The sequence below is a fragment of the Streptomyces achromogenes subsp. achromogenes genome, assembly GCF_000720835.1.
GTDB lineage: Bacteria > Actinomycetota > Actinomycetes > Streptomycetales > Streptomycetaceae > Streptomyces > Streptomyces achromogenes.
This window is the reverse complement of the sequence record NZ_JODT01000020.1, coordinates 80,458-102,633: the sequence shown is the minus strand read 5'-3', so window position 1 is coordinate 102,633 and position 22,176 is coordinate 80,458. Positions and strand designations below refer to the sequence as shown.

Sequence of the window (22,176 nt, the reverse complement as noted above, 5' to 3'; positions counted from 1 at the left end):
GAGCCCCCGCCCCCGGGTCCCGGTCACCGCACGGCCACAATGGGGCCCATGCAGACCGTGACCGCCGTGGCCCATCGCGGCGACCCCTACCGTTTCCGTGAGAACACCCTCGCCTCGCTGCGTTCCGCGCTCGGGCGGGGCGCGGACGCCGTCGAGATCGACGTACGGCTCACCCGGGACGGCGTGCCCGTGCTGCTGCACGACGAGACGCTGCGCCGGCTGTGGGAGGTCGACCGGCCGCTGGGCGCGCTGTCCGCGGAGGAGTTGCGCGGGCTGACGGCGGGCGGGGTGCCCACGCTGGCCGAGGCGCTGGCCGCGACCGGTGACAGCCGGGTGATGGTCGACCTGTGCGGTCCGGTCGGCCGCCGCACGGTCGAGCGGACGCTGGACGTGGTCCGGCACAGCGGCGCGCGGGACCGCGTCTACTACAGCGCGGGCGCCGAGGCGATGCTCGCCGTCCGGGCCGCCGATCCGGCCGCCGAGATCGCCCTGACCTGGACGACCCTGGCCCCGCCCCGCCCGGCGCTGCTCGCCGCCGTGCGCCCGCGCTGGCTCAACTACCGTTTCCCGCTGGTCGACCGGGAACTGGCCGCCCGGGTGCACCGCGACGGCTGTCTGCTGTCCGTGTGGACCCCGGACACCCGCCGCTCCATGAGCAGGCTGCTGGAGCTGGGCGTGGACTCGGTCACGACGAACCGGATCGACGTCCTGCACGCGCTGCGCTCCCGCTGACCCCGGCGAACTCCAGCGGCGGCGCGATCGCCTGCGCGTCCGCGCCCACCCAGAGCCGGATCAGCAGCGCGGCCGTCGCCTCCACCAGCCCGGCCCGGTCCAGCCCGCCGGCGTGCAGCGGCGTACCGCCCAGGTCGCGGACGAGCCGCCGGACGACGGCGAGCGCGTCCGCGTCGTCCCCGCACAGGGGGACGGCCAGCGGACGGCCGGCGAAGACCGGCGGGTTCAGCCGCCAGACGCTCTCGTGGCACAGGTTGAACCCCTTCACCACACGGGCGGCGGGCGCGGCGGCGGCGATCCGCTCGGCCGCGGCCGGGCCGCCGGCCGTGAGCAGCCCGAAGTCCGGGCCGACGGGGTTGGTGCAGTCGATCAGCACCCGCCCGGCCAGGGTGCCGGCGAGCCCGGTGACGAGGTCCACGGCCGCCGCGTACGGCACGGCGAGCAGCACCGCGTCCGTGCCGTGCTCCGCCGCCGCGCGCAGGCCGCCCCGCGTCCGGCTGCCCGCGACCACCTCGTGCCCGGCGCGTTCCCACGGTCCGCCCAGTGCCCGTGCCATGGCTCCGGTGCCGAGAATCCCGATGCGCACAATGCCCTCCCGTTGTCGGCTCGTTCGGATCCGGGCACGACAGTAGGGAGCCGCTCGGGCACCATTCGGTACGTGAGCCATGACCAGAGCTTCCTCGCCGACTGCCGGGCCCGCCTGGCCTTCGATCTGCTCGCCAACACCTGGAACTCGGTGGTGCTGTGGGCTCTGAAGGACGGCCCGTGCCGGCCGGGCGCCCTGCGCGGGCGGATCGGAGGGATCAGTCCGAAGGTGCTGACCGAGACGCTGCGGCGGCTGGAGTGCGGCGGGTTGGTGGACCGCCGGGCGTACGGCGGCTCACCACCTCGCGTGGAGTACGGACTCACCGCTCTGGGACGGACGTTGCTCGCGCCGATCGACGCGTTCGGGGCGTGGGCGTTCGAGCACGGCGACGAGGTCATGGCGGCTCGGGAACGCTACGCCGGTGAGGGCGGGGACCCCCCTCCCCCGTAGGGGCCAACCCTGACGACTCCCGCAGCGGCGCGGGTACGTGTTCGGGGTCGCGCAAGGGTCGTACGCCCTCCTCGGTGAGGATCCGGGCGGCGGCGCACCGCCCGAGGATGATCAGGAAGCCGCACCCGATCTCCTGAAGGAGCCCGCCATGCGCCGCACCCTCGGTACCGGCACGTCGAGCCGTACCCGCCGTACCGCCCTGGTGGCCGCAGGCCTCGTCGCCGCGCTGGCCGCCGGCGCGTCGGCCGCACCGGCGTTCGCCGCCCCCGCGTCCGCGTCCGCCGTGTCCCCCGCACCCGTGTCCGCCAAGGCCACGTTCGCCAAGGTCACGTCCGGCCCGGACGCCGAGGCCCTGTCCGCCGCGCTCGCCGGGCTGCCCGACCACGATGCCACGGCCGCGCTGCTCCGGGTCGGCGGCGACGGCAGCTGGCGGGGCACGGCCGGGGTGCGGGACGTCCGCACGGGGGCGCCGGCCCTGGAGAACGCCCGGTTCCGGGCCGGTTCGGTGACGAAGGTGGTCACCGCCGCGATCGTGCTGCAACTGGCCGCGGAGGGCCGGATCGACCTCGACGGCACCGTGCAGCGGTATCTGCCGGGCCTGCTCACCGAGGGCTTCGAGCCCATCACCGTACGGCAGTTGCTGAACTACACCAGCGGCCTGCGGCCGGGGGCATCCCTCGGTGACACGGTCGAGGAGGGCTTCGCGCACCGCTTCGAGACGCTGACGCCACGCCAGGTCGTCGCCGCGTCCGTGGCCGAGGGACCGGCGTACGCCCCGGGCACGCGGCAGACCTACGGCAACATCCACTACACCGTGCTGGGCCTGCTCATCGAGAAGGTGACCGGCGACTCGTACGCCCACCAGGCGCAGGTGCGGATCTTCCGGCCGCTGGGCATGCGGCACAGCTCCTTCCCCGCCGCCGGGGACACCGGGATCCACGGTCCGCACAACCGGGGCTACGACTGGATCGACGGCAAGCTGGTCGATGTGACCGACTGGAACATGACCGACCGTTTCGCGGCCGGTGACCTCATCTCGACCACCGCCGACCTGGAGCGGTTCCTGGTCGGGCTGTTCCGCGGCCGGGTGGTGCCCGAGCCGCAGCTGGACGAGATGTTCACCCTGCCCCACGTGCCCGACGCGCACTACGGCGCGGCGCTGGAGCGGATCGAGCTGAACGGCAAGGTGGTCTGGGGCAAGGGCGGTTCGCGGCCGGGTTACACCGCGGCGATCGCCGCGACCCGCGACCTGTCCCGCACCCTCGTCTACTCGGTGAACTCCACGGACGCCAAGGGCGACGGCCAGCAGGCCGCCGCCGAGCGCTTCGCGTTCCCCGCGTTCAACCGCTGACGGGCGCGGCGGCCGGGGGCGCGGGCGGGGTGCCGAGCGCCTCCAGTCGCTTGATCTTCTTGCGGACGACGTAGAGCGGGACGACGCCGAACACCCCGAAGGACATGTCGATAAGGCTCCACCAGAAGGGGATTCCCCGGACGGGCCCGCAGGCGAGGGCGAGCGGGATGATCCCGGCACAGGCGATCATCCCGAACTCGATCACCCAGATGTTGCGGACGGGGTCGCGGTACGGGCCGTAGAACGCGACCGCGATGACGAGGTGGGCGAAGGCCAGCCAGTCGGTGCCGTACAGGACGAAGGGGTAGTCGGCGTCGACGGTGTCCAGCCCCTCGCGCACCCGGACGATCCACGCCATCAGGCCGGGCAGGTGCTCCGGCACGGACAGCGCGCGCAACGCGCTCTCGGTCCAGCGCAGTTCGTGCACCAGCGGGAAGGCGGTGGCTCCGCTCAGCACGAGGCACACGACGAAGAGGACCAACCAGGCGCGGATGCCCTTGAGCAGGGCGGCTCTGTCGCTCATGACGGGAGCGTACGCCTGGAATTGAACGTGTTCAAAATCGGTCCCAATGCAGCACCCTCTCCCGGGCGATGCGGGGGGCCGGCCGGAAGTCGGTGCCGAGGGTGTAGGCGACGGGGATGAGCGCCGCCTGCATCACGTCGTCGTACGGGATGCCGAGCACCCGGGCCGACTCCCGCTCGTCCACCAGGTTCCCGGTGGTCCAGCAGGTGCCCAGGCCCCGGGCGCGGGCGGCGAGCATGAAGCTCCACACGGCCGGCAGGATGGAGCCCCAGGTGCCGGCCTGGCGCAGGACCGGGGCGTGGTCGGTACGGCCCTCCACGCACGGCACGACGAGCGCCGGGACCTCGTGCAGATGGGCGTACAGGTGCGCGGTGCCGGAGTACACCCGGTCCATCCGGGCCACGGACGCCCGCCGCACGTCCCGCTCCGGGAGCGGTTCGCTGGCGCCGGGCGTGGTCACCCCGGCCCGCCACACGTCGGCCAGGGCGGCCCGTCGCCCGGGGTCGGTGACGATGACGAAGTGCCAGCGCTGCCGGTTGCGTCCGCTCGGCGCCTGGACGGCCAGGTCCACGCACTCCTCCAGCAGCCGGCGCGGCACCGGACGGGTCAGATCGAGGCGGTGGCGGACGGCGCGGGTGGTGGACAGCAGCTCGTCGGAAGAGAGATCGAGAGTCATGCCGTCGGAAGAGAGATCGGGAGTCATGCGTTGACCCTCGCGGGCGGGGCCGGCCGGCGGCAACGTCCGGCTTTCACTGAGCGAAAACGCGGGCGGGGCAGAGGGGGAGACGGATGGCGGAGAGCGTCGCGGGGCGGGTCTTCTCCGTGCTGGACGCGTTCGTGGACGCGCCGGTCACGCTGCGCCTGACGGAGATCGCCCGGCGCACGGGGCTGCCCGTGCCGACCGCGCTGCGCATGGTGCGGGAACTGGTGGCCTGGGGCGGGCTGGAGCGGGGCGCGGACGGCTCCTACCGGCTCGGTACCCGGATCCGTACGCTCGGCGCCGCCGCCCCCTGCCCGCGCGGCCTGCTGGACACGGCCCTGCCGGCGCTGCGCGCCCTCACCGCGCGCACCGGCGGACACGCGGACGTGGTGATCCCGGCCGGCGGTACGGCCCTGTGCCTGGTCACCGGCGCACGGCTGCCCCCGCACGCCACGGCCGCGGGCAAGGTCCTGCTGGCCCACGGCCTGCTTACGGTCCCGGCCGCCGCCGCGCGGCACACCCCCCGCACCCGCACCGCCCCGGGCCCGCTCGCCGCCCAGCTGGCCCGCGTCCGCGCGAGCGGCCTGGCCGAGGCCCACGAGGAGTACCACCTGGGCGAACTGTCCTTCGCGGCCCCGGTGTTCCGGGCCGGCACCCTCGTGGCGGCCGTCTCCCTGACCGCCCCGACGACCGCCCACTCCCCCCGCCTCGCCCCGGCCGTGCGCCGGACGGCGGCGACGGTGAGCCGCGCGCTGGACGGGCAGGGGTGACCGAGGTGGTCACCCCGGGTCAGTCGAAGGCGTTGAAGAGCAGTCCGCCCAGCGTGGTGAGGTGGTAGAGGCGGATCCGGCGCCACTCGTCCCGGGTCAGTGCCGAGGTGTCCACGGCGGACAGCGGTGTGGTGAGCCGCTCGCGGTCGAGCACCGTGAATCCCGCGTCGGTGAAGGCGCGGGCCCACGGGGGCGGGGTCAGGAACTCCTCGTCGTACCAGTTCCGGCGCTCCGGGGCGAACGCGATCCACGGGTGGTGGGCGTGGCACAGGACGACGGTCTCGCCCGCGCGGCCGAGGACCGACGCGAGGTGGAAGGAGCGGGGACGGGACTGTTCCTCCACCTCGCCCACCGTGCCCCCGGCGATGCGGGCGGCCGTGTACAGGGCGGTGCGGAACGTCCGCAGGCCGGTCTCGGGAAGCGGGGCGGTGTCGTCGGGACCGGGAAAGCCTGTCGCCCCGCGCGGCAGCGGGAAGTCCGTGTACGTGTCCTTGGCCATGGGTTCATCCTGCCCCGCGCGTGCGGGCCGGCGGCTCACAGGCCCACGATGCCGTTCCAGCGGCGGGTGAACTCCGGGCGTTCCGTGGAGGTGATGTCGCGGGCGACGGCCAGGCGTTCGCGCATCACGGGGTCCGGGAAGATCAGGGGGTTGTCGGCGAGGGCCGCGGTGTCCTTGTCCGGGTCGGCGGCGAGCACCTCCCGGGCGGCCGGGACCGGGCAGACGTAGTTGACCCAGGCGGCCAGCTTCGCGGCGATCTCGGGCCGGTAGTAGTAGTCGATCAGCCGCTCGGCGTTGGCCTTGTGCCGGGCCCGGTCGGGGATCATCAGCGAGTCCGACCACAGCTCGGCGCCCTCCTCGGGGACGACGAAGCGGATGTCGGGGTTGTCCGCCTGGAGCTGGATGACATCGCCGGAGTACGCCTGGCAGGCCAGCACGTCGCCGCTGACCAGGTCCTTGGTGTAGTCGTTGCCGGTGAAGCGGCGGATCTGGCCCCGGTGCACCTCCCGTTCGATCCGGTCGCACATCCGGTGGAAGTCGTCCGCTCTCCAGCGGGTGATGTCCACGCCGTCGCCCTGCATGAGCAGCGCGAACGCCTCGTCCAGGCCGGACAGCAGGGTCACCCGGCCCTTGAGGTCCGGCGCCCAGAGGTCCTTGACGTGCCGGATGTCCCGGCCGAGCTTGCGCCGGTTGTAGGCGATGCCGGTGATCCCGGACTGCCACGGCACGGTGAACCGGCGGCCCTTGTCGAAGGCGGGCGAGCGCAGCAGCGGATCCAGGTTCCGTGCCACGTTGGGCTGGTGGGCGCGGTCCATCTCCTGGACCCAGCCCAGCCGGACGTACCGGGCGCACATCCAGTCGCTTATGACGATCAGGTCCCGGCCGGTGGACCGGTGGTTCATCAGCGAGGGGCTGACCTTGCCGAAGAACTCGTCGTTGTCGTTGATCTCCTCCACGTAGTCGACGGAGATCCCGGTGCTCTTCCGGAACCCCTCCAGGGTGGGCCGCCGGTTCGGGTGGTCGTCGTCGGTGTCGATGTACAGCGGCCAGTTGGCCCAGGTCAGCCTCTTGTCGCCCGCGGACTCGTCGGGCGCGGAGCGGTCCGCGGGCTTGACGTACGCGGCGGGCACCCCGCACCCGGACAGCGCACCGAGCGCGGCGGTGGCGCCGAGGGCGGCGAGCAGGGAACGACGGGGAAGCGCGGACGCGGAAGAGGAAGTCTGGGGCACCCCGGAAGCATGCCGTTTCGTCGCCCGGAGCGGCAATCGACGCTGCGTCGAGCGGTCCGGCGCCGGTCCGACACGTTGTCGATCACCGGGCCGGCGCCCTTGCCCGCCCTGCCCGTTCAGCCGGTCACCGGGCCGGCCGGCCCGGTCCGGGCGCCGTCCGAGCCCCAGCTGCCCACCAGCCCCAGTGCCTCCTCGGCCCCGGTCCCCGGCGCGGGCAGATAGCTGATCAGCACCTGGCCGGGCTCGGGCGTGTGCAGCACCTCGAAGTCCAGGGCGAGGGCGCCGACCAGCGGGTGGCGCAGGGTGTAACGGCCGGGTCCCTTGTCCTGGACGTCCTGCCGGGCCCACAGCGCGGCGAACTCCCCGCTCTTCATGGCGAGCGTGCCGATGAGGGAGGCGAGGGCGGGGTCGTCGGGGTAGCGGCCGACGCCCATCCGCAGGAAGGCCACGGTGGCCTCCGCCTTCGTCGGCAGGCTGTCGCCGAGCAGGGCGCGGTAGCGCTCGTCGCGGAAGACCAGGTGGGCGAAGGTCCGCCGCTCGGGCGGCAGATCGCCGAAGTCGCCGAAGACGGCGGCGGCGAGCGGGTTCCAGGCGAGCACCTGGGTGAGGTGGCCGCAGACGTAGGCGGGGCCGGGCTGGGCGTCGACCAGCCGGCGCAGGGCGGGCCGTACCGCCTCGGCGGCCGGGGCCGCGTCCGGGCGGACCCGGTCGGGGCGGGCCAGGCCGCGCAGGTACGCCCGCTCGTCCGCGTCCAGCCGCAGGGCGCGGCCGATCGCGTCCAGGACGCCGTCCGACACATGCGGGTTGCGGCCCTGCTCCAGCCGTACGTAGTACTCGACGCTCACGCCCGCGAGCTGGGCCAGTTCCTCGCGCCGCAGCCCGGGCACGCGCCGCGTCCCGTAGGTGCTCAGGCCGACGTCGGCCGGGGTGAGCCGGGCCCGCCGGGACCTGAGGAACTGGCTCAGTTCGGTGCGTCGTTCGCCGATTGCCGTCATGTCCGTCAGTATCCCGGGTCCTGGGCGCGCGAGGGTGGCCAACTCTTTCCCCCCTCAAAGCCGTGCCTGCCGGGGCCGGTGGCGGGGCGCGCAGAGTGGTGGACGTCAGCGAACAGCCGGCACGAGCAAGGACGTACGACGATGACTCTCCCCCTCCGCCCCCTCGGCACCTCCGGAATCGACATCTCCGTGATCGGGCTCGGCGCCTGGTCGTTCGGCGGCGACGGCTGGCGGTTCTCGTGGGGCACGCAGGACGACGCGCACTCCGTCGCGACCGTGCACCGGGCGGTCGAACTGGGTGTCAACTGGATCGACACGGCCGCCGTGTACGGGCTCGGGCACTCGGAGGAGGTGGTCGGCAAGGCGCTGGCCGCCCTGCCGGAGGCCGACCGGCCGTATGTGTTCACCAAGGCGGGCCTGGTGTGGGACCCGGCGGACCCGGCGGCGGCACCCCGGCGGATCATGCGGCCGGACAGCGTGCGGCGCGAGGTCGAGGACTCGTTGCGCCGGCTCGGCGTGGACGTGATCGACCTGTACCAGGTGCACTGGCCGGACACCGGCGCGGCCCTGAACTGGGACGGCACCGAGCCGCCCGAGGACGCTCGGGCCACCGAACTGGAGGAGTACTGGCAGGTGATGGCCGACCTGAAGGCCGAGGGCAAGGTCCGCGCGATCGGACTGTCCAACCACGGCCCCGAGCTGCTGGAGCGGGCGCGGCGGATCGCCCCGGTCGACGCGGTCCAGCCTCCGCTGTCCCTCCTGAACCGCTCGGCCGAACCGGAGATCGACTGGGCCGCCGCCCACGGCACCGGTGTGATCGCCTACCAGCCGCTCCACTCGGGCCTGCTCACCGGGGCCTTCACCCGGCAGCGGCTGGAGGAACTGGACCCGTCCGACTGGCGCCGCACGCACCCGGACTTCACCACGGACCTGGACGCCAACCTGCGTACGGTGGACCGGCTGCGCACGGTCGCGCGGGAGCACGGCACGACGGCGGGGGCGGTCGCGATCGCCTGGGTGCTGGCCCGCCGGGGCGTGACGGGCGCGATCGCGGGGGCCCGCAGGCCGGACCAGACGGCGGACTGGGAGCGGGCCGCGCACCTCCAGCTGTCCGGGGACGAGCTGGAGTTCGTCGCCGGGGAGTGAGAAGACCGGCGCGGCCCCGAACGGAGAGGGAAATCCGTCCGGGGCCGCGCCGCCGTGCGTGCCGCCTACGCGTCCAGGGACGTCATCACGTGCTTGATGCGCGTGTAGTCCTCGAAGCCGTACGCGGACAGGTCCTTGCCGTAGCCGGACTTCTTGAAGCCGCCGTGGGGCATCTCGGCGACCAGCGGGATGTGGGTGTTGATCCACACGCAGCCGAAGTCGAGCCGCTTGGACATGCGCATCGCGCGGGCGTGGTCCTTGGTCCACACCGAGGACGCGAGGGCGTACTGGACGCCGTTGGCGTACTCGACGGCCTGGTCCTCGTCGGTGAAGGACTGGACGGTGATGACCGGGCCGAAGACCTCGTTCTGGACGATCTCGTCGTCCTGCTTGAGGCCGGAGACGACGGTCGGGGCGTAGAAGTAGCCCTTGTCGCCGACGCGCTGGCCGCCCGCCTCGACCTTGGCGTGGGCCGGGAGGCGGTCGATGAAGCCGGCGACCTGCTTCAGCTGGTTGGGGTTGTTCAGCGGGCCGAAGAGGACGTCCTCGTCGTCCGGCTGCCCGGTCTTGGTCTCGGCCGCGGCCTTGGCGAGCGCGGCCACGAACTCGTCGTGGATGGACTCGTGGACGAGGACGCGGGTCGCGGCCGTACAGTCCTGGCCCGCGTTGAAGAAGCCCGCCACGGAGATGTCCTCGACGGCCTTGGCGATGTCGGTGTCCTCGAAGACCACGACCGGGGCCTTGCCGCCCAGCTCCAGGTGGACCCGCTTGAGGTCCTTGGAGGCGGACTCGGCGACGGACATGCCGGCGCGCACGGAGCCGGTGATGGAGGCCATCGCCGGGGTCTCGTGCTCGACCATCATCCGGCCGGTGTCACGGTCGCCGCAGATGACGTTGAAGACGCCCTTGGGCAGGACGGAGCCCATGATCTCGGCCATCAGGACCGTGGAGGCGGGGGTGGTGTCCGAGGGCTTCAGCACGACCGTGTTGCCCGCCGCGATGGCCGGGGCGAACTTCCACACGGCCATCATCATCGGGTAGTTCCACGGCGCGACCTGCGCGCAGACGCCGACCGGCTCACGGCGGATGATCGAGGTCATCCCCTCCATGTACTCGCCGGCCGAGCGGCCCTCCAGCATCCGGGCCGCACCCGCGAAGAAGCGGATCTGGTCGACCATCGGCGGGATCTCCTCGGAGCGGGTCAGCCCGATGGGCTTGCCCGTGTTCTCCACCTCCGCGGCGATCAGGTCCTCGGCGCGCTCCTCGAACGCGTCGGCGATCTTCAGGAGGGCCTTCTGCCGCTCGGCGGGCGTGGTGTCCCGCCAGGCGGGGAAGGCGCGGGCGGCGGCCTCCATGGCGGCGTCGACGTCCGCCTGCCCGGACAGCGGCGCGGTCGCGTACGCCTCGCCCGTCGCGGGGTTGACCACCTCGGTGGTCCGTCCGTCGGCGGCGTCCCGGAACTCACCGTCGATGTAGTTGCGCAGACGACGCAGCTCGGTGCTCACTGCCGGCCTCCTGATCTGGTTCTGGCTGTCCAATCACTGAGACACCCACCCTAATCGCCGTACCCACGTTTTCAACACCCCCACCGGCACTCGATCTGCGAAATCCGCAAGGTCGCGACTCCCAAACAACGGATTTCATCGATCCGGCCTTGCGAAACTGTCGAGACCTGGTGCACAGTGAGGTCGTGGCCAGTCGAAGCGCAGACCAGAGGGACTCGTCCCGCGAGTCCAGGAACGGCAACAGTCCCCAGCTGGACGCCGTCTCCCTCGCCATCATCCAGCAGCTCCAGGAGGACGGCCGCCGGCCGTACGCCGCGATCGGCAAGGCCGTCGGCCTGTCCGAGGCGGCCGTGCGCCAGCGCGTGCAGAAGCTGCTGGACCAGGGCGTGATGCAGATCGTCGCCGTCACGGACCCGCTCACCGTGGGCTTCCGCCGGCAGGCGATGGTCGGGATCAACGTCGAGGGCGATGTCGAGTCGATCGCGGACGCGCTGACCGCCATGTCGGAAGTCGAGTACGTGGTGATGACCGCGGGCTCGTTCGACATCCTCGCCGAGATCGTCTGCGAGGACGACGACCACCTGCTGGACGTCATCAACAAACGCATCCGGGCCCTGCCCGGGGTGCGCTCCACCGAGAGCTTCGTCTATCTGAAGCTCAAGAAGCAGACCTACATGTGGGGAACCCGATAACCGTGAGGACCCGATAACCGTGAGCACCAAGGACCTCAGCCGCACCGCGTACGACCACCTGTGGATGCACTTCACCCGCATGTCCTCGTACGAGAACTCCCCCGTCCCGACCATCGTCCGGGGTGAGGGCACCTACATCTACGACGACAAGGGCAAGCGCTACCTCGACGGTCTCGCGGGTCTGTTCGTGGTCCAGGCCGGTCACGGCCGCACGGAACTCGCCGAGACCGCCGCCAAGCAGGCCCAGGAACTGGCGTTCTTCCCGGTGTGGTCCTACGCCCACCCGAAGGCCGTGGAACTGGCCGAGCGCCTGGCCAACGAGGCCCCCGGCGACCTGAACAAGGTCTTCTTCACCACCGGCGGCGGCGAGGCCGTCGAGACCGCCTGGAAGCTCGCCAAGCAGTACTTCAAGCTGACCGGCAAGCCCACCAAGCACAAGGTCATCTCCCGCGCGGTCGCCTACCACGGCACCCCGCAGGGCGCCCTGTCCATCACCGGCCTGCCGGCCCTGAAGGCCCCCTTCGAGCCGCTCGTGCCGGGCGCGCACAAGGTGCCGAACACCAACATCTACCGCGCGTCGCTCTTCGGCGACGACCCGGTCGCCTTCGGCCGCTGGGCCGCCGACCAGATCGAGCAGCAGATCCTCTTCGAGGGCCCGGACACCGTCGCCGCGGTCTTCCTGGAGCCGGTGCAGAACGCCGGCGGCTGCTTCCCGCCGCCCCCCGGCTACTTCCAGCGCGTGCGCGAGATCTGCGACAAGTACGACGTCCTGCTGGTGTCGGACGAGGTCATCTGCGCCTTCGGCCGCCTCGGCACGACGTTCGCCTGCGACAAGTTCGGCTACGTCCCGGACATGATCACCTGCGCCAAGGGCATGACCTCGGGCTACTCCCCGATCGGCGCCTGCATCATCTCCGACCGCCTCGCCGAGCCGTTCTACACGGGCGACAACACCTTCCTGCACGGTTACACCTTCGGCGGCCACCCGGTCTCCGCCGCGGTGGGCCTGGCCAACCTCGACCTGTTCGAGCGCGAGGGCCTCAACCAGCACGTGCTGGACAACGAGGGCGCCTTCCTGCAGACCCTGCAGAAGCTGCACGACCTGCCGATCGTCGGCGACGTCCGCGGCAACGGCTTCTTCTACGGCATCGAGCTGGTGAAGGACAAGAACACCAAGGAGTCCTTCAACGACGAGGAGACCGAGCGCGTCCTGTACGGCTTCCTCTCCAAGGCGCTGTTCGACAACGGCCTGTACTGCCGTGCCGACGACCGCGGCGACCCGGTCATCCAGCTCGCCCCGCCGCTGATCTCCACCCAGGAGACCTTCGACGAGATCGAGCAGATCCTGCGGGCCACCCTCACGGAGGCGTGGACCAAGCTCTGATCATCCGACCGGATGACCGAGCCGGCCCCGGTGCCGTCCGTTCGAGTGGGAACGGCGGCCCGGGGCCGCGTGCTGTCCGGGCTCCCGTCCGGGACCTGCCTAGCGTGCCAGTGACCGATCGGCCCAGCCTTCGTTCCCCCGGACGGGGGAACGAAGCACGGGAAAACGGATCAGAACCGAGGTGTACGCCATGGAGGCCCCACCGGACAACGACGTGCTCTGGGCACGCTCCCTGCACTTCACGCACCGCGACGGCTCCCCCGGCCTGGCCGGGATCTCGCTCGGCGTGCGCCAGGGCGAGATCCTCGCCGTCAGCGGACCGCGCGGCAGCGGCAAGACCACCCTGCTGCGCTGTCTGTCCGGCCTGCTGCCGGTACGCTCCGGCGAGGTCTGGTTCAACAGCTCCCCCCTGCACACCCTCGGGCCCACCGCCCGCGAACGGCTGCGCCGCGAACGCTTCGCCTGGATCGACCCCGAGCCCGTCCTCGTCCCCGAGCTGAACGTCTGGGAGAACGCCGCCCTGCCGCTGATGCTGCGCGGCGCCGGCCGCCGCCGGGCCAAGGTGTGCGCGCTGGAGTGGCTGGAGCGCCTGGACGTCGGCGACCGGGCCCGCTGCCGCCCGCGCGCGCTGCGCCACGCCGAGCGCCAGCGCGTCGCCATCGCCCGCGCGCTCGCCCCCGGCCCCGAGATCCTGTTCGCCGACGAGCCGACCGCGCCCCTGCACCACGCCGACCGCACCCATGTGCTGCGCACCCTGACCACGGCCGCCCGCTCGCACGGCATCACGGTCGTCCTCGCCACCCACGACCCCGACACCACCGCCCTCGCCGACCGTACGGTGGCCCTGCTGGACGGGCGCCGCGTGCACACCGTGCACCTGCCGGACGTCCCCGACGCGGAAGGCCGGGCCGCGTGCTCGCTCTCCGTCTGACCCGCGCCGCCCGGCCCGCCGTCCAGCTGCGCCGCCTGCTGGTGGCCGCGGCCTCGGCGGGCACCGGCCTGCTGCTGCTGTCCAGCCTCGGCCACGCCCTGGCGCACCCGGAGGCCGCGGACGCCGCCGCGCTGCGCCTGGCCTGGTGCGCGGCGCCGCTCGCCGCCACGGTGTACCTGGCGCTCGCGGTGGCCCGCACCGACCCCGGCACCCGGCCGCGCCCCGGGCTGTCCGCCGTGGGTCTCGGCCCGGCCCGGCTCATGGCCGTCTCCGCGCTGACGACGGCCCTGTCCTGCTCCCTGGGCTCGCTGCTCGCGCTGCTGATCTTCCTGCACCTGCGCGGCGACCTCACCGGCCTGCCGTTCGACGGCGCGGCGGCCGGTCTCCTGGCCGCCGGCCTGCCCCTCCCGGTCCCGGCGGCCGCGACCCTGCTGACCGTGCTCCCGGTCACGGCGACGGCGGCGGTGGCCGTGGCGCTCCGGCCGCGCGACCCCCGCCCACCGGTCCGGGTCCCGCGCCGGTTCGGCCGGTTCGGTGCCGCGGGCGGCTCGGCCGGAAAGGAGACGTTCGGGGCGTACGGGAGGTTCGGGACCCGGCTCCCCCAGGCGCCCGGTGACGGCCGTACCGACGCGCCCGGTGACCGCCGTACCGCGACGACCGCCCTCCTGGAGACGGAGGGCGATCCTCCGGCACCGGAGAACGCCCCGGAGCCGCCGGCCCCGGACACCGACGCCGACTCCCCCGCCGGCCTGCCCTGGGGCGTCGCCCTCGTCACCGCCGGGCTGGCCGCGCAGGCCTACGCCGGCCGGTCCGCCCCCGTCCCCGTCCTCACCGTCCTCCTCGGCTGGCTGCTCACCGGCACCGGCCTGGTGCTGGCCGGGCCCGGCCTCACCCATCTGTGCGGCAGGCTCCTCCAGGCCGGGCGGCCGGGTGCGCTGCGGCTGCTGGCCGGCCGGGGCCTGATGGCGGAGGCCGCCCGGATCGGCCGTCCGCTCGGCGTGGTCTGCGCGGTGGCGTCCGCCGGGTGCGCCCTGACCGCGCTGTCCGGCGGCCCGGCCCCGGCCTTCGGACCGCTGTCCGCCCTCGGCGCGCTCGTCGTCGGCGGCGCCACGCTCGCCACCCTGCTCACCGCGGCCGTGGAGGCCCGCCAGTACCGCGCGGGCCACACCGCCGCGCTGCTCCGCCTCGGCGCGCGCCCCACCCTGCTGCGCGGGGCCGCCGCCCTGCGCGCCGCCGTACTGCCGGCCCTGTTCGGCCCGCTGGTCCTGGCGATCGCCGCGCTGTCGGCGCTGCCCCTGAGCCGCTGACCGCCACGACCGGGTCACGGAGCCCGGTCCAAACATCGGGATGATTAATAAGCGGGCAAAGCCGGCGGCGGCCGGTCGCGGGCACGTCGACACTGCTCGGGGAGCACGCTCCCCCCACCCCCCGCATCCGCATTCTGTGAAGGACCGACGTTGTCCCTGACCCGCCGTAGCGTCCGCCGTTCCGGGAAGCTGCTGGGCGCCGCCGCCGGATCGGCCGCCCTGATACTCGGCCCGGCCGGCTCCGCCCTCGCGTCCGCCATCGACGACTTCTCCGCCGCGGTCACGTGCGACGGCGGCAAGGGCGCCATCGTCGTCACCGCCACCGACCCCTCCGCCACCGACGCCGTCGTCAGCGTCTTCGCCCAGGGCGCCGCGGGTGTCGAGACGAAGATCGGCGAGCAGCCGGTCACCGGATCCGGGCAGGGGGTGCGGGCCGTGTTCCCGGCGGACTGGCAGCCCGGCACGGCCTACCGGGTCCACGTCACGGCCGGCCACCGGGTCGACCAGGACATCCGGCCCGGCCTGGTGACGCCGTCCATCCCGTGCGCGGCCGGGAGCGGGTCCCCCCTCCCGACGGCCCGTACGACCCTGACGGCGTCCCCCACCCCGGCCGCCCCCGTCCCGGCGTCCCCCACCCCGGCGGCCTCCGCCTCCACCGGCGTGTCCGGCGACGGACCGTCCCCGGCGGCCGACGACTCCGATCTCGCCGAGACCGGCGCGAGCTCCCGCACCCCGCTGATCGCCGGCCTCGCGGCGGCCCTGATCGTGGCCGGCGCGGGCGCGGTCTGGTTCGGCATGCGCCGCCGCGGCTGAGCCCCCGCCGGCGGGAGACCCAGGCCCGACGCTCAGTCCAGTACGGCGATTTCGGCCGCGTCGAACTCCACCCCGACCGAGGCGCCGGGCTCGGGCGCGTCCCGCAGCGCGCAGGCCGCCTCCAGCCGCGGGCCGTCCGCCGGCTGGAGGTGGACGGCCACATGGGAGCCCTTGAACGTGCGGGCGGTCACCGTGCAGGCCAGGCCCTGGCCGGCGGGGACCAGCCGGACCCCGGCCGGGCGGACCAGGACCGTACGGCTGCCCTGTGCCGAGCCGTCGGGCACGGGCAGTTTGCCCCAGGGGCTGTCGGCGGCCGGGCCGGCGACGGTCGCCGGGACCACGTTCTCGAAGCCGAGGAAGCGGGCCACGAACGCGTCGGCGGGCCGCTGCCACACCTCGACGGGCGTCCCGGACTGCGCGATCCGCCCGTCCCGCATCACCACCACCCGGTCGGCCAGCGCGAACGCCTCGCCCTGGTCGTGGGTGACGGCGAGCACGGTGGTGCCCAGCCGGCCGAACAGCTCCCGCAGTTCCACCACGAGGCGTTCGCGCAGCGAGCGGTCGAGCTGGCCGAGCGGCTCGTCCAGCATGAGCAGCCGGGGCCGGGGGGCGAGCGCCCGGGCGAGGGCCACGCGCTGCTGCTCACCGCCGGACAGGGCGGCCACGGCCCGCCGGGCGGCCCCCGGCAGCCCGACCAGGTCCAGCAGCCGGCCCACCTCGGCGTCCCGTTCGCGCCGGGCGACGCCGTGCATGCGCAGCCCGAAGGCCACGTTGGCGCCGACGTCCCGCTGCGGGAACAACTGGTGGTCCTGGAACATCAGGCCCACGTCGCGCCGGTGCGCGGGCACCCCGTTCTGGTCCCGGCCGTCGAGCAACACCCGCCCGGAGTCCAGGGGTCGCAGTCCGGCGACCGCCCGCAGCAGGGTCGACTTCCCGCTGCCGCTGGGCCCGAGCACGCACACCACCTCGTGCTCGGCGACATCGAGGCCGACCCGGTCCAGGGCGGCCCGCCCGCCGAAGCGCACGGTCGCGGCCTCCAGGCTCAGCAGCATCTAGAACTCCCCCGTCCGGTCGGTGCGCAGCCGCTCCAGGACGAGCAGCGCGACGGCGCACACCACCATCAGAATGGTCGAAAGGGCCATCGCCTGCCCGTAGTTGAGGTCGCCGGGGCGGCTGAGCAGCCGGGCCACGGCGACCGGCAGCGTGGGGTTGTCGGGCCGGGCGATGAACACGGTCGCCCCGAACTCGCCGAGCGACACGGCGAACGCGAAACCGGCCGCGACCAGCAGCGCCCGCCGCACCAGCGGCAGGTCCACCTCCCGCCACACCCGCCAGGGCGAGGCCCCGAGCACGGCGGCGGCCTCCCGGAGGCGTCCGTCCACCGCGCGCAGCACGGGCAGCATGGTGCGTACGACGAAAGGGGCGCCGACGAGGGCCTGGGCGAGCGGCACCAGGATCCAGGACTGGCGCAGGTTCAGCGGCGGTTCGTCGAGGGCGATCAGGAAGCCGAAGCCGACGGTGACGGCGGACACGCCGAGCGGCAGCATCAGCAGCGCGTCGAAGCCCCGTACCAGCCGTCCGGCGTCCCGGCGGGCCAGCGCGGCGGCGGCGAGGCCGCCGACCACCACGGCGATGGCGGTGGCGGCGACGGCGTACTGGAGCGAGGTCCACACCGCCTGCACGGGCGCCACCAGGAAGGTACCGCCGTCCGCGTCGGTCAGCGCCCGGTAGTAGCCGAAGCCGGGTGCGTCGAGGGAGCGGCGGACGAGGACACCGAGCGGCAGCACCAGCAGCAGGGCGACGGTGGCGAGGACGGCGGCGAGCAGCGCCCACTGTCCGGCCCCGTGCGGCCGGCGGGCGGTGACGGAGGCGTCGACCAGGCGCAGCGCGGTCTCCCGCCGCCGTACCGTCCAGGCGTGCACGGCGAGGATCGCGCCGACGGCGGCGAACTGGACGAGGGTGAGGACGGCGGCGGTGCTCAGGTCGAAGGTCTCGGAGGTCTGCCGGTAGATCTCCACCTCGAGGGTGGAGAAGGTGGGGCCGCCGAGGATCTGGACCACGCCGAAGGAGGTGAAGGTGAACAGGAACACCATCAGGGCGGCGGCGGCCACGGCGGGCCCGAGCGCCGGGAGGGTGACCCGGCGCCAGGCCGTGAGCGGCGAGGCGCCCAGCATCCGCGCGGCCTCCTCCTGCCGGGGGTCGAGCTGGGCCCACAGCCCGCCGACGGTGCGGACGACGACCGCGTAGTTGAAGAAGACGTGGGCGAGCAGGATCGCCCACACCGTGGTGTCCAGCCGGACCCCCCACAGCTCGTCCAGCAGGCCGCCCCGCCCGACCAGGGCGAGGAAGGCGCTGCCGGCGACGACGGTCGGCAGCACGAACGGCACCGTGACGACGGCCCGCAGCACGTGTCTGCCGGGGAAGTCGAGGCGGGCGAAGACATAGGCGGCGGGCAGGGCGAGCAGCAGGGTGAGCGCGGTGGAGGCGAGCGCCTGCCAGGTGGTGAACCACAGCACGTGCCGGATGTCCGGGCGGGTGACGACGTCCGCGATCCGCCCGAACTGCCAGGTGCCGTCCGTCCTCAGCCCGCGGGTGACGATCGCGGCGACGGGCCAGGCGAAGAACAGCGCGAAGAACGCGACGGGCAGGGCCATCAGCCCGAGCCGCGCCGCGCTCCCGCGCCGGCCGCGCGCCTTGGCGGTCACTTCAGTACGAGCGACGTCCACGAGGAGACCCACTGGTCGCGGTTGGCGGCGATTCTGTCGGGGGCCAGGGTCTCGGGGTCCTTGGCGGCCGGACCGTACTCGGTGAAGTCGGCGGGCACGGCGGCCCCCTCCACGACCGGGTAGACGAACATGTTCAGCGGCATGTCCTGCTGGAACTCCCGGGTGAGCAGGAAGTCGAGGAGCGCCTTGCCGCCCTCGGGGTTCTTCGCGTTGCTCAGCAGCCCGGCGTACTCGGTCTGCCGGAAGCAGGTGCCGTAGGCCACCCCGGTCGGGGCGGTGGCGGGCCGCTTCTTGGCGTAGATCACCTCGGCGGGCGGGGAGGAGGCGTACGACACCACCAGCGGCCGGTCGCCGCCGGCCTTCCTGCCCTCGGAGGAGCCGGAGAACTCCTGGTAGTACGCCTGCTCCCAGCCGTCGACGACCTTGACGCCGTTGGCCTTGAGCTTCTTCCAGTACCCCGGCCAGCCCTGGTCGCCGAACTCCGCGGCACTGCCGAGCAGGAAGCCGAGGCCCGGCGAGGAGGTGGCCGCGTTCTCGGTGACGAGGAGGTTCTTGTACGCGGGCTTGGCGAGGTCGGCGAAGGACCGCGGCGGGGTCAGCTTGTGCGCGCTGAACCAGGCCTTGTCGTAGTTGACGCAGATGTCGCCGGTGTCGACCGGGGTGACGCGGTGCTTGTCCTGGTCGACGCGGTTCTCCGGCCGGACGGAGCCGGCGCCCTTCGGCTCGTAGGGCTGGAACAGGCCGTTGTCCAGGGCGCGGGAGAGCAGGGTGTTGTCGACGCCGAAGAAGACATCGCCCTGCGGGTTGCCCTTGGTCAGGATCGCCTTGTTGACGGCCTGCCCGGCGTCGCCGTCCTTGAGGACCCTGAGCTTGTACCCGGACCGCTTCTCGAAGTCCTTGACGACGCTCTTGGAGACGTTCCACGAGTCGTGGCTGACGAGGGTGACGGTCTTGGGGTCCGAGGACGACCCGGAGTTCGCCGTGCCGCACGCGGACAGCGCGAGCAGGCCGAGCCCCGCCGCCACGGCCACGAGGGTCTTGTTGTGCACTGGATGTCCTCCTGGGGGTTGGCCAGGAAGAGACGCGGCCCTGCCCGGACCGCCGCGCGGGCGGCCCGGACAGGGCGCAACAGCTTGAGTGATGACCGAACTTCCTACCCAGAATGACCTGGGCGAGGTTCAGAGGGTCTGCGGCCCGGTTGCCGCACTCTCAGCGCTGTGGCGCTCCCCTGTCGGAATATGAAGATATGTGGACCCGGTCAGATTACCGCTCGGTGGCCGCGAGCTGACCACAGGCTCCGTCGATCTCCTGACCACGGGTGTCCCGGATGGTGACGGCCACACCATGGGCGGCGATGGCCTCCACGAAGGCCTTCTCGTCCTCCGGCCGGGACGCCGTCCACTTCGACCCCGGCGTGGGGTTGAGCGGGATGAGGTTGACGTGCACGGGCCGGCCCTTGAGCAGCCGGCCGAGCCGGTCACCGCGCCACGCCTGGTCGTTGATGTCCCGGATCAGCGCGTACTCGATGGACAGCCGGCGGCCGGACTTCTCGGTGTACTCGAAGCCGGCGTCCAGCACCTCGCGCACCTTCCACCGCGTGTTCACGGGGACGAGGGTGTCGCGCAGCTCGTCGTCGGGGGCGTGCAGGGAGATCGCCAGCCGGCACTTGAAGCCCTCGTCGGCGAACCGGTGGATGGCCGGCACCAGACCGACGGTGGAGACGGTGATCCCGCGCTGGGAGAGCCCGAGCCCGTCCGGGGCGGGGTCGGTGAGCGCCCGGATGGCCCCGACGACCCGGTTGTAGTTGGCGAGCGGCTCGCCCATCCCCATGAAGACGATGTTGGACAGCCGCGCGGGCCCGCCGGGCACCTCGCCGTCGCGCAGCGCCCGCATGCCGTCCACGATCTGGTGGACGATCTCCGCGGTGGACAGGTTGCGGTCCAGCCCCGCCTGCCCGGTCGCGCAGAACGGGCAGTTCATGCCGCAGCCGGCCTGCGAGCTGATGCACATGGTCACCCGGTCCGGGTAGCGCATCAGCACGGACTCCACCAGCGTGCCGTCGAACAGGCGCCACAGCGTCTTGCGCGTGGTGCCCTCGTCGGTGGACAGATGGCGGACGACGGTCATCAGCTCCGGGAACAGCGCCTCCTGGAGCTTGGCACGCGAACCGGCGGGGATGTCGGTCCACTGCTCCGGGTCGTGCGCGTACCGCGCGAAGTAGTGCTGCGAGAGCTGCTTGGCACGGAACGGCTTCTCACCGATCCCGGCCACCGCTTCCTTGCGCTCGGCGGGCGTGAGGTCGGCGAGATGCCGCGGCGGCTTCTTGGCTCCGCGCGGCGCGACGAAAGTGAGTTCTCCGGGCTTGGGCATGGTGCATCCAGTGTCGCAGATCCACTGGGGTGGCCCGGAAAGCCCGGTCTCACCAGGTCACCGGCAGGGTCCTCGGGCCGCGGATCAGGCCCCGGCGCTGGAACTCGACCTCCTCGGGAGGCACGGCCAGCCGGAGGGCGGGGAAGCGGGTGAGGACGGCGCCGATCATGACCTCGGCCTCCATGCGGGCCATCACGGCGGCCAGGCAGTGGTGCGGGCCGTGCCCGAAGGCCAGGTGGGCGAGGTGGTCCCGGTCGAAGTCCAGGGCGTCCGGGTCGGGGAACACACGGGGATCGCGGTTCGCGGCCAGGTAGGCGTTGTAGACCACGTCTCCGGCGCGGATCAGCCGGCCGCCGACCTCGACGTCCTCGGTGGCGATCCGGGGGATGCCGACGCCGTTGCGGTGCGGGACGTAGCGGAACAGCTCCTCCACGGCCCGGGGCAGCAGCTCCGGCTCACGGCGCAGCCGGTCCAGGTGCGCGGGATGGGTGAGCAGCGCGTACATCATCGAGCCGCTGTTGCTGCGGACCGCGTGGCCGCCGCTGACCTGGACGGCGATCGCGAGGGAGACCGCCTCGTCGTCGGTGATCTCGCCGTCGGCGGCGGCCCGCGCCAGCACCCCGGCCAGGTCCTCGCGGGGTTCCTCGCGGCGCTGCCGGAGCAGTCCGGCGATCCGCTCCCGGGTCGCCCTCGCCGCCTGCCGGGCGCGCTCCTCGGACTCCGCGCCCGCCGACAGCAGGGCCTCGCCGGTCGCGGCCCAGTCCTGCCGGTCCTCCTCGGCCACGCCGAGGAAGTCGCGGAGCACGGCGAGCGGGAACGGGCCGTGCAGATGCTCCATGAGGTCGGCCGGGGCACCGGCATGTGCCATCCCGTCGAGCAGCTCGGCGGCCCTGCGCTCGGCGAGCGGACGCAGCCGCCGCATGCTCCGCCCGGTGAACGCGCGGGCGACGACCCGGCGCAGCCGGGTGTGCCGGGGCGGGTCGACGTACTGGAGCCCGGCCGTCTGCGAGGCGACCGGCACCGGGCGCATGGTGGTGACCTCGCGTCCGACGACCCGTTCCCGGGAGAAGCGCGGGTCGGAGGTGACGAACCGGACGTCCTCGTACCGGGTGACCAGCCAGGCCCAGCCCTTACCGAACGGCAGCCTGATCCGGGCGACCGGCTCGTCGCGGACCAGTTCGTCCAGGAACGGATCGGGGTCGAGCGCGGGCAGATCGTCCACGGGCCAGAACCGCACGGCGGGAGGCGTGGGGGCGGCGAGGGCGGGAGGCGTGGAGGTGGCGAGGGCGGGGGACGCCGAGGCGGACGCCGGGCACGCGGAGACGGAGGCCGGGCACACGGAGGTGTGGGCGGGGCACACGGAGACGGGGGCCGGGCACACGGACGCGGAGGCGGGGGCGGGGTCGAGGGGCATCGGGCACACTCCCTGCTGCGGCGCCGGGCGGCGGCACGAGCGCCGTCCTGTGA

Annotated in this window: 22 protein-coding genes; 10 read left to right on the top strand and 12 right to left on the bottom strand. The window is 73.3% G+C overall.

From position 1 onward, the window contains the following. Positions 1-48 precede the first annotated feature (48 nt). Positions 49-732 (top strand): glycerophosphodiester phosphodiesterase, encoded by a 684-nt coding sequence (locus IH25_RS0121675; protein ID WP_030612903.1) that lies wholly within the window; start codon positions 49-51, stop codon positions 730-732. Here IH25_RS0121675 and IH25_RS0121670 read toward each other — a convergent pair. Beyond that, entirely contained in the window at positions 686-1,288 is a 603-nt protein-coding gene (locus tag IH25_RS0121670) for an NADPH-dependent F420 reductase (protein WP_030612900.1), read from the bottom strand. The two genes, IH25_RS0121675 and IH25_RS0121670, sit on opposite strands and share 47 nt — an antisense overlap. 102 nt (positions 1,289-1,390) lie before the next feature. Here IH25_RS0121670 and IH25_RS0121665 point away from each other — a divergent pair, with 102 nt between their 5' ends. Both IH25_RS0121665 and IH25_RS0121660 read left to right on the top strand, forming a co-directional pair. Then, positions 1,391-1,768 carry a winged helix-turn-helix transcriptional regulator gene (locus tag IH25_RS0121665; RefSeq protein WP_030612898.1) on the top strand — a complete coding sequence of 126 codons (378 nt, stop codon included), beginning with the start codon at positions 1,391-1,393 and terminating at the stop codon, positions 1,766-1,768. Positions 1,769-1,916: 148 nt separating this feature from the next. Next, positions 1,917-3,119 carry a serine hydrolase domain-containing protein gene (locus IH25_RS0121660; RefSeq protein ID WP_030612896.1) on the top strand — a complete coding sequence of 401 codons (1,203 nt, stop codon included), beginning with the start codon at positions 1,917-1,919 and terminating at the stop codon, positions 3,117-3,119. Here the strand turns inward: IH25_RS0121660 and IH25_RS0121655 are convergent. Together IH25_RS0121655 and IH25_RS0121650 are read right to left on the bottom strand one after the other, a co-directional pair. Continuing rightward, on the bottom strand, positions 3,109-3,642 hold the full coding sequence (locus IH25_RS0121655; RefSeq protein ID WP_030612891.1) for a hypothetical protein: 534 nt from the start codon (positions 3,640-3,642) through the stop codon (positions 3,109-3,111). The two genes, IH25_RS0121660 and IH25_RS0121655, sit on opposite strands and share 11 nt — an antisense overlap. A 31-nt stretch (positions 3,643-3,673) precedes the next feature. Beyond that, a complete protein-coding gene (locus IH25_RS0121650) occupies positions 3,674-4,318 on the bottom strand; it encodes a nitroreductase family protein (protein WP_030612890.1) in 645 nt (214 codons plus the stop codon). A gap of 113 nt (positions 4,319-4,431) precedes the next feature. On the opposite strand from IH25_RS0121650, the gene IH25_RS0121645 reads away from it, so the two are divergent. Further along, a complete protein-coding gene (locus tag IH25_RS0121645) occupies positions 4,432-5,112 on the top strand; it encodes an IclR family transcriptional regulator (RefSeq protein WP_030612887.1) in 681 nt (226 codons plus the stop codon). 19 nt (positions 5,113-5,131) lie between these two features. Here IH25_RS0121645 and IH25_RS0121640 read toward each other — a convergent pair whose 3' ends face one another. From IH25_RS0121640 to IH25_RS0121630, 3 genes are all read right to left on the bottom strand, one after another. Then, positions 5,132-5,611, bottom strand: a complete 480-nt coding sequence (locus IH25_RS0121640; RefSeq protein WP_030612884.1) for a hypothetical protein — start codon at positions 5,609-5,611, stop codon at positions 5,132-5,134. Positions 5,612-5,646: 35 nt separating this feature from the next. Next, the gene (locus IH25_RS0121635; protein ID WP_030612882.1) at positions 5,647-6,840 is read right to left on the bottom strand and encodes a polyamine ABC transporter substrate-binding protein; all 1,194 of its coding nucleotides are present in this window, start codon (positions 6,838-6,840) and stop codon (positions 5,647-5,649) included. A gap of 116 nt (positions 6,841-6,956) precedes the next feature. After that, positions 6,957-7,835: a helix-turn-helix transcriptional regulator gene (locus IH25_RS0121630; RefSeq protein WP_051754069.1), complete on the bottom strand. Its 879-nt coding sequence runs from the start codon at positions 7,833-7,835 to the stop codon at positions 6,957-6,959. Between the two features lie 141 nt (positions 7,836-7,976). On the opposite strand from IH25_RS0121630, the gene IH25_RS0121625 reads away from it, so the two are divergent. Next, positions 7,977-8,981, top strand: a complete 1,005-nt coding sequence (locus tag IH25_RS0121625) for an aldo/keto reductase (protein WP_030612878.1) — start codon at positions 7,977-7,979, stop codon at positions 8,979-8,981. A 65-nt stretch (positions 8,982-9,046) separates the two neighbouring features. On the opposite strand, the gene IH25_RS0121620 is transcribed toward IH25_RS0121625, so the two are convergent. Beyond that, positions 9,047-10,486: a gamma-aminobutyraldehyde dehydrogenase gene (locus tag IH25_RS0121620; protein ID WP_030612875.1), complete on the bottom strand. Its 1,440-nt coding sequence runs from the start codon at positions 10,484-10,486 to the stop codon at positions 9,047-9,049. Between the two features lie 170 nt (positions 10,487-10,656). On the opposite strand from IH25_RS0121620, the gene IH25_RS0121615 reads away from it, so the two are divergent. The 5 genes from IH25_RS0121615 to IH25_RS0121595 all read left to right on the top strand — a co-directional run bounded on the left by IH25_RS0121615 (position 10,657) and on the right by IH25_RS0121595 (position 15,613). Further along, the gene (locus tag IH25_RS0121615; protein WP_030612872.1) at positions 10,657-11,178 is read left to right on the top strand and encodes an Lrp/AsnC family transcriptional regulator; all 522 of its coding nucleotides are present in this window, start codon (positions 10,657-10,659) and stop codon (positions 11,176-11,178) included. 19 nt (positions 11,179-11,197) lie between these two features. After that, positions 11,198-12,562: an aspartate aminotransferase family protein gene (locus IH25_RS0121610; RefSeq protein ID WP_030612869.1), complete on the top strand. Its 1,365-nt coding sequence runs from the start codon at positions 11,198-11,200 to the stop codon at positions 12,560-12,562. A gap of 190 nt (positions 12,563-12,752) precedes the next feature. Beyond that, positions 12,753-13,493: an ABC transporter ATP-binding protein gene (locus IH25_RS0121605; protein ID WP_030612867.1), complete on the top strand. Its 741-nt coding sequence runs from the start codon at positions 12,753-12,755 to the stop codon at positions 13,491-13,493. Continuing rightward, on the top strand, positions 13,475-14,800 hold the full coding sequence (locus IH25_RS0121600) for a hypothetical protein (protein WP_030612864.1): 1,326 nt from the start codon (positions 13,475-13,477) through the stop codon (positions 14,798-14,800). Before IH25_RS0121605 ends, IH25_RS0121600 begins: the two co-directional genes overlap by 19 nt. Positions 14,801-14,950: 150 nt before the next feature. Next, positions 14,951-15,613 carry an LAETG motif-containing sortase-dependent surface protein gene (locus tag IH25_RS0121595; protein ID WP_030612861.1) on the top strand — a complete coding sequence of 221 codons (663 nt, stop codon included), beginning with the start codon at positions 14,951-14,953 and terminating at the stop codon, positions 15,611-15,613. A 32-nt stretch (positions 15,614-15,645) separates the two neighbouring features. Here the strand turns inward: IH25_RS0121595 and IH25_RS0121590 are convergent, their stop codons facing one another. From IH25_RS0121590 to IH25_RS0121570, 5 genes are all read right to left on the bottom strand, one after another. After that, on the bottom strand, positions 15,646-16,665 hold the full coding sequence (locus IH25_RS0121590; RefSeq protein WP_030612858.1) for an ABC transporter ATP-binding protein: 1,020 nt from the start codon (positions 16,663-16,665) through the stop codon (positions 15,646-15,648). Beyond that, the gene (locus IH25_RS0121585) at positions 16,666-18,267 is read right to left on the bottom strand and encodes an ABC transporter permease (protein ID WP_030612855.1); all 1,602 of its coding nucleotides are present in this window, start codon (positions 18,265-18,267) and stop codon (positions 16,666-16,668) included. Between the two features lie 47 nt (positions 18,268-18,314). Then, positions 18,315-19,388 carry a thiamine ABC transporter substrate-binding protein gene (locus IH25_RS0121580; protein ID WP_030612852.1) on the bottom strand — a complete coding sequence of 358 codons (1,074 nt, stop codon included), beginning with the start codon at positions 19,386-19,388 and terminating at the stop codon, positions 18,315-18,317. Between the two features lie 214 nt (positions 19,389-19,602). Beyond that, positions 19,603-20,709 (bottom strand): 23S rRNA (adenine(2503)-C(2))-methyltransferase RlmN, encoded by a 1,107-nt coding sequence (gene rlmN / locus IH25_RS0121575; RefSeq protein ID WP_030612848.1) that lies wholly within the window; start codon positions 20,707-20,709, stop codon positions 19,603-19,605. 49 nt (positions 20,710-20,758) lie between these two features. Continuing rightward, the gene (locus tag IH25_RS0121570; RefSeq protein ID WP_167346039.1) at positions 20,759-22,123 is read right to left on the bottom strand and encodes a cytochrome P450; all 1,365 of its coding nucleotides are present in this window, start codon (positions 22,121-22,123) and stop codon (positions 20,759-20,761) included. Positions 22,124-22,176 lie beyond the last annotated feature (53 nt).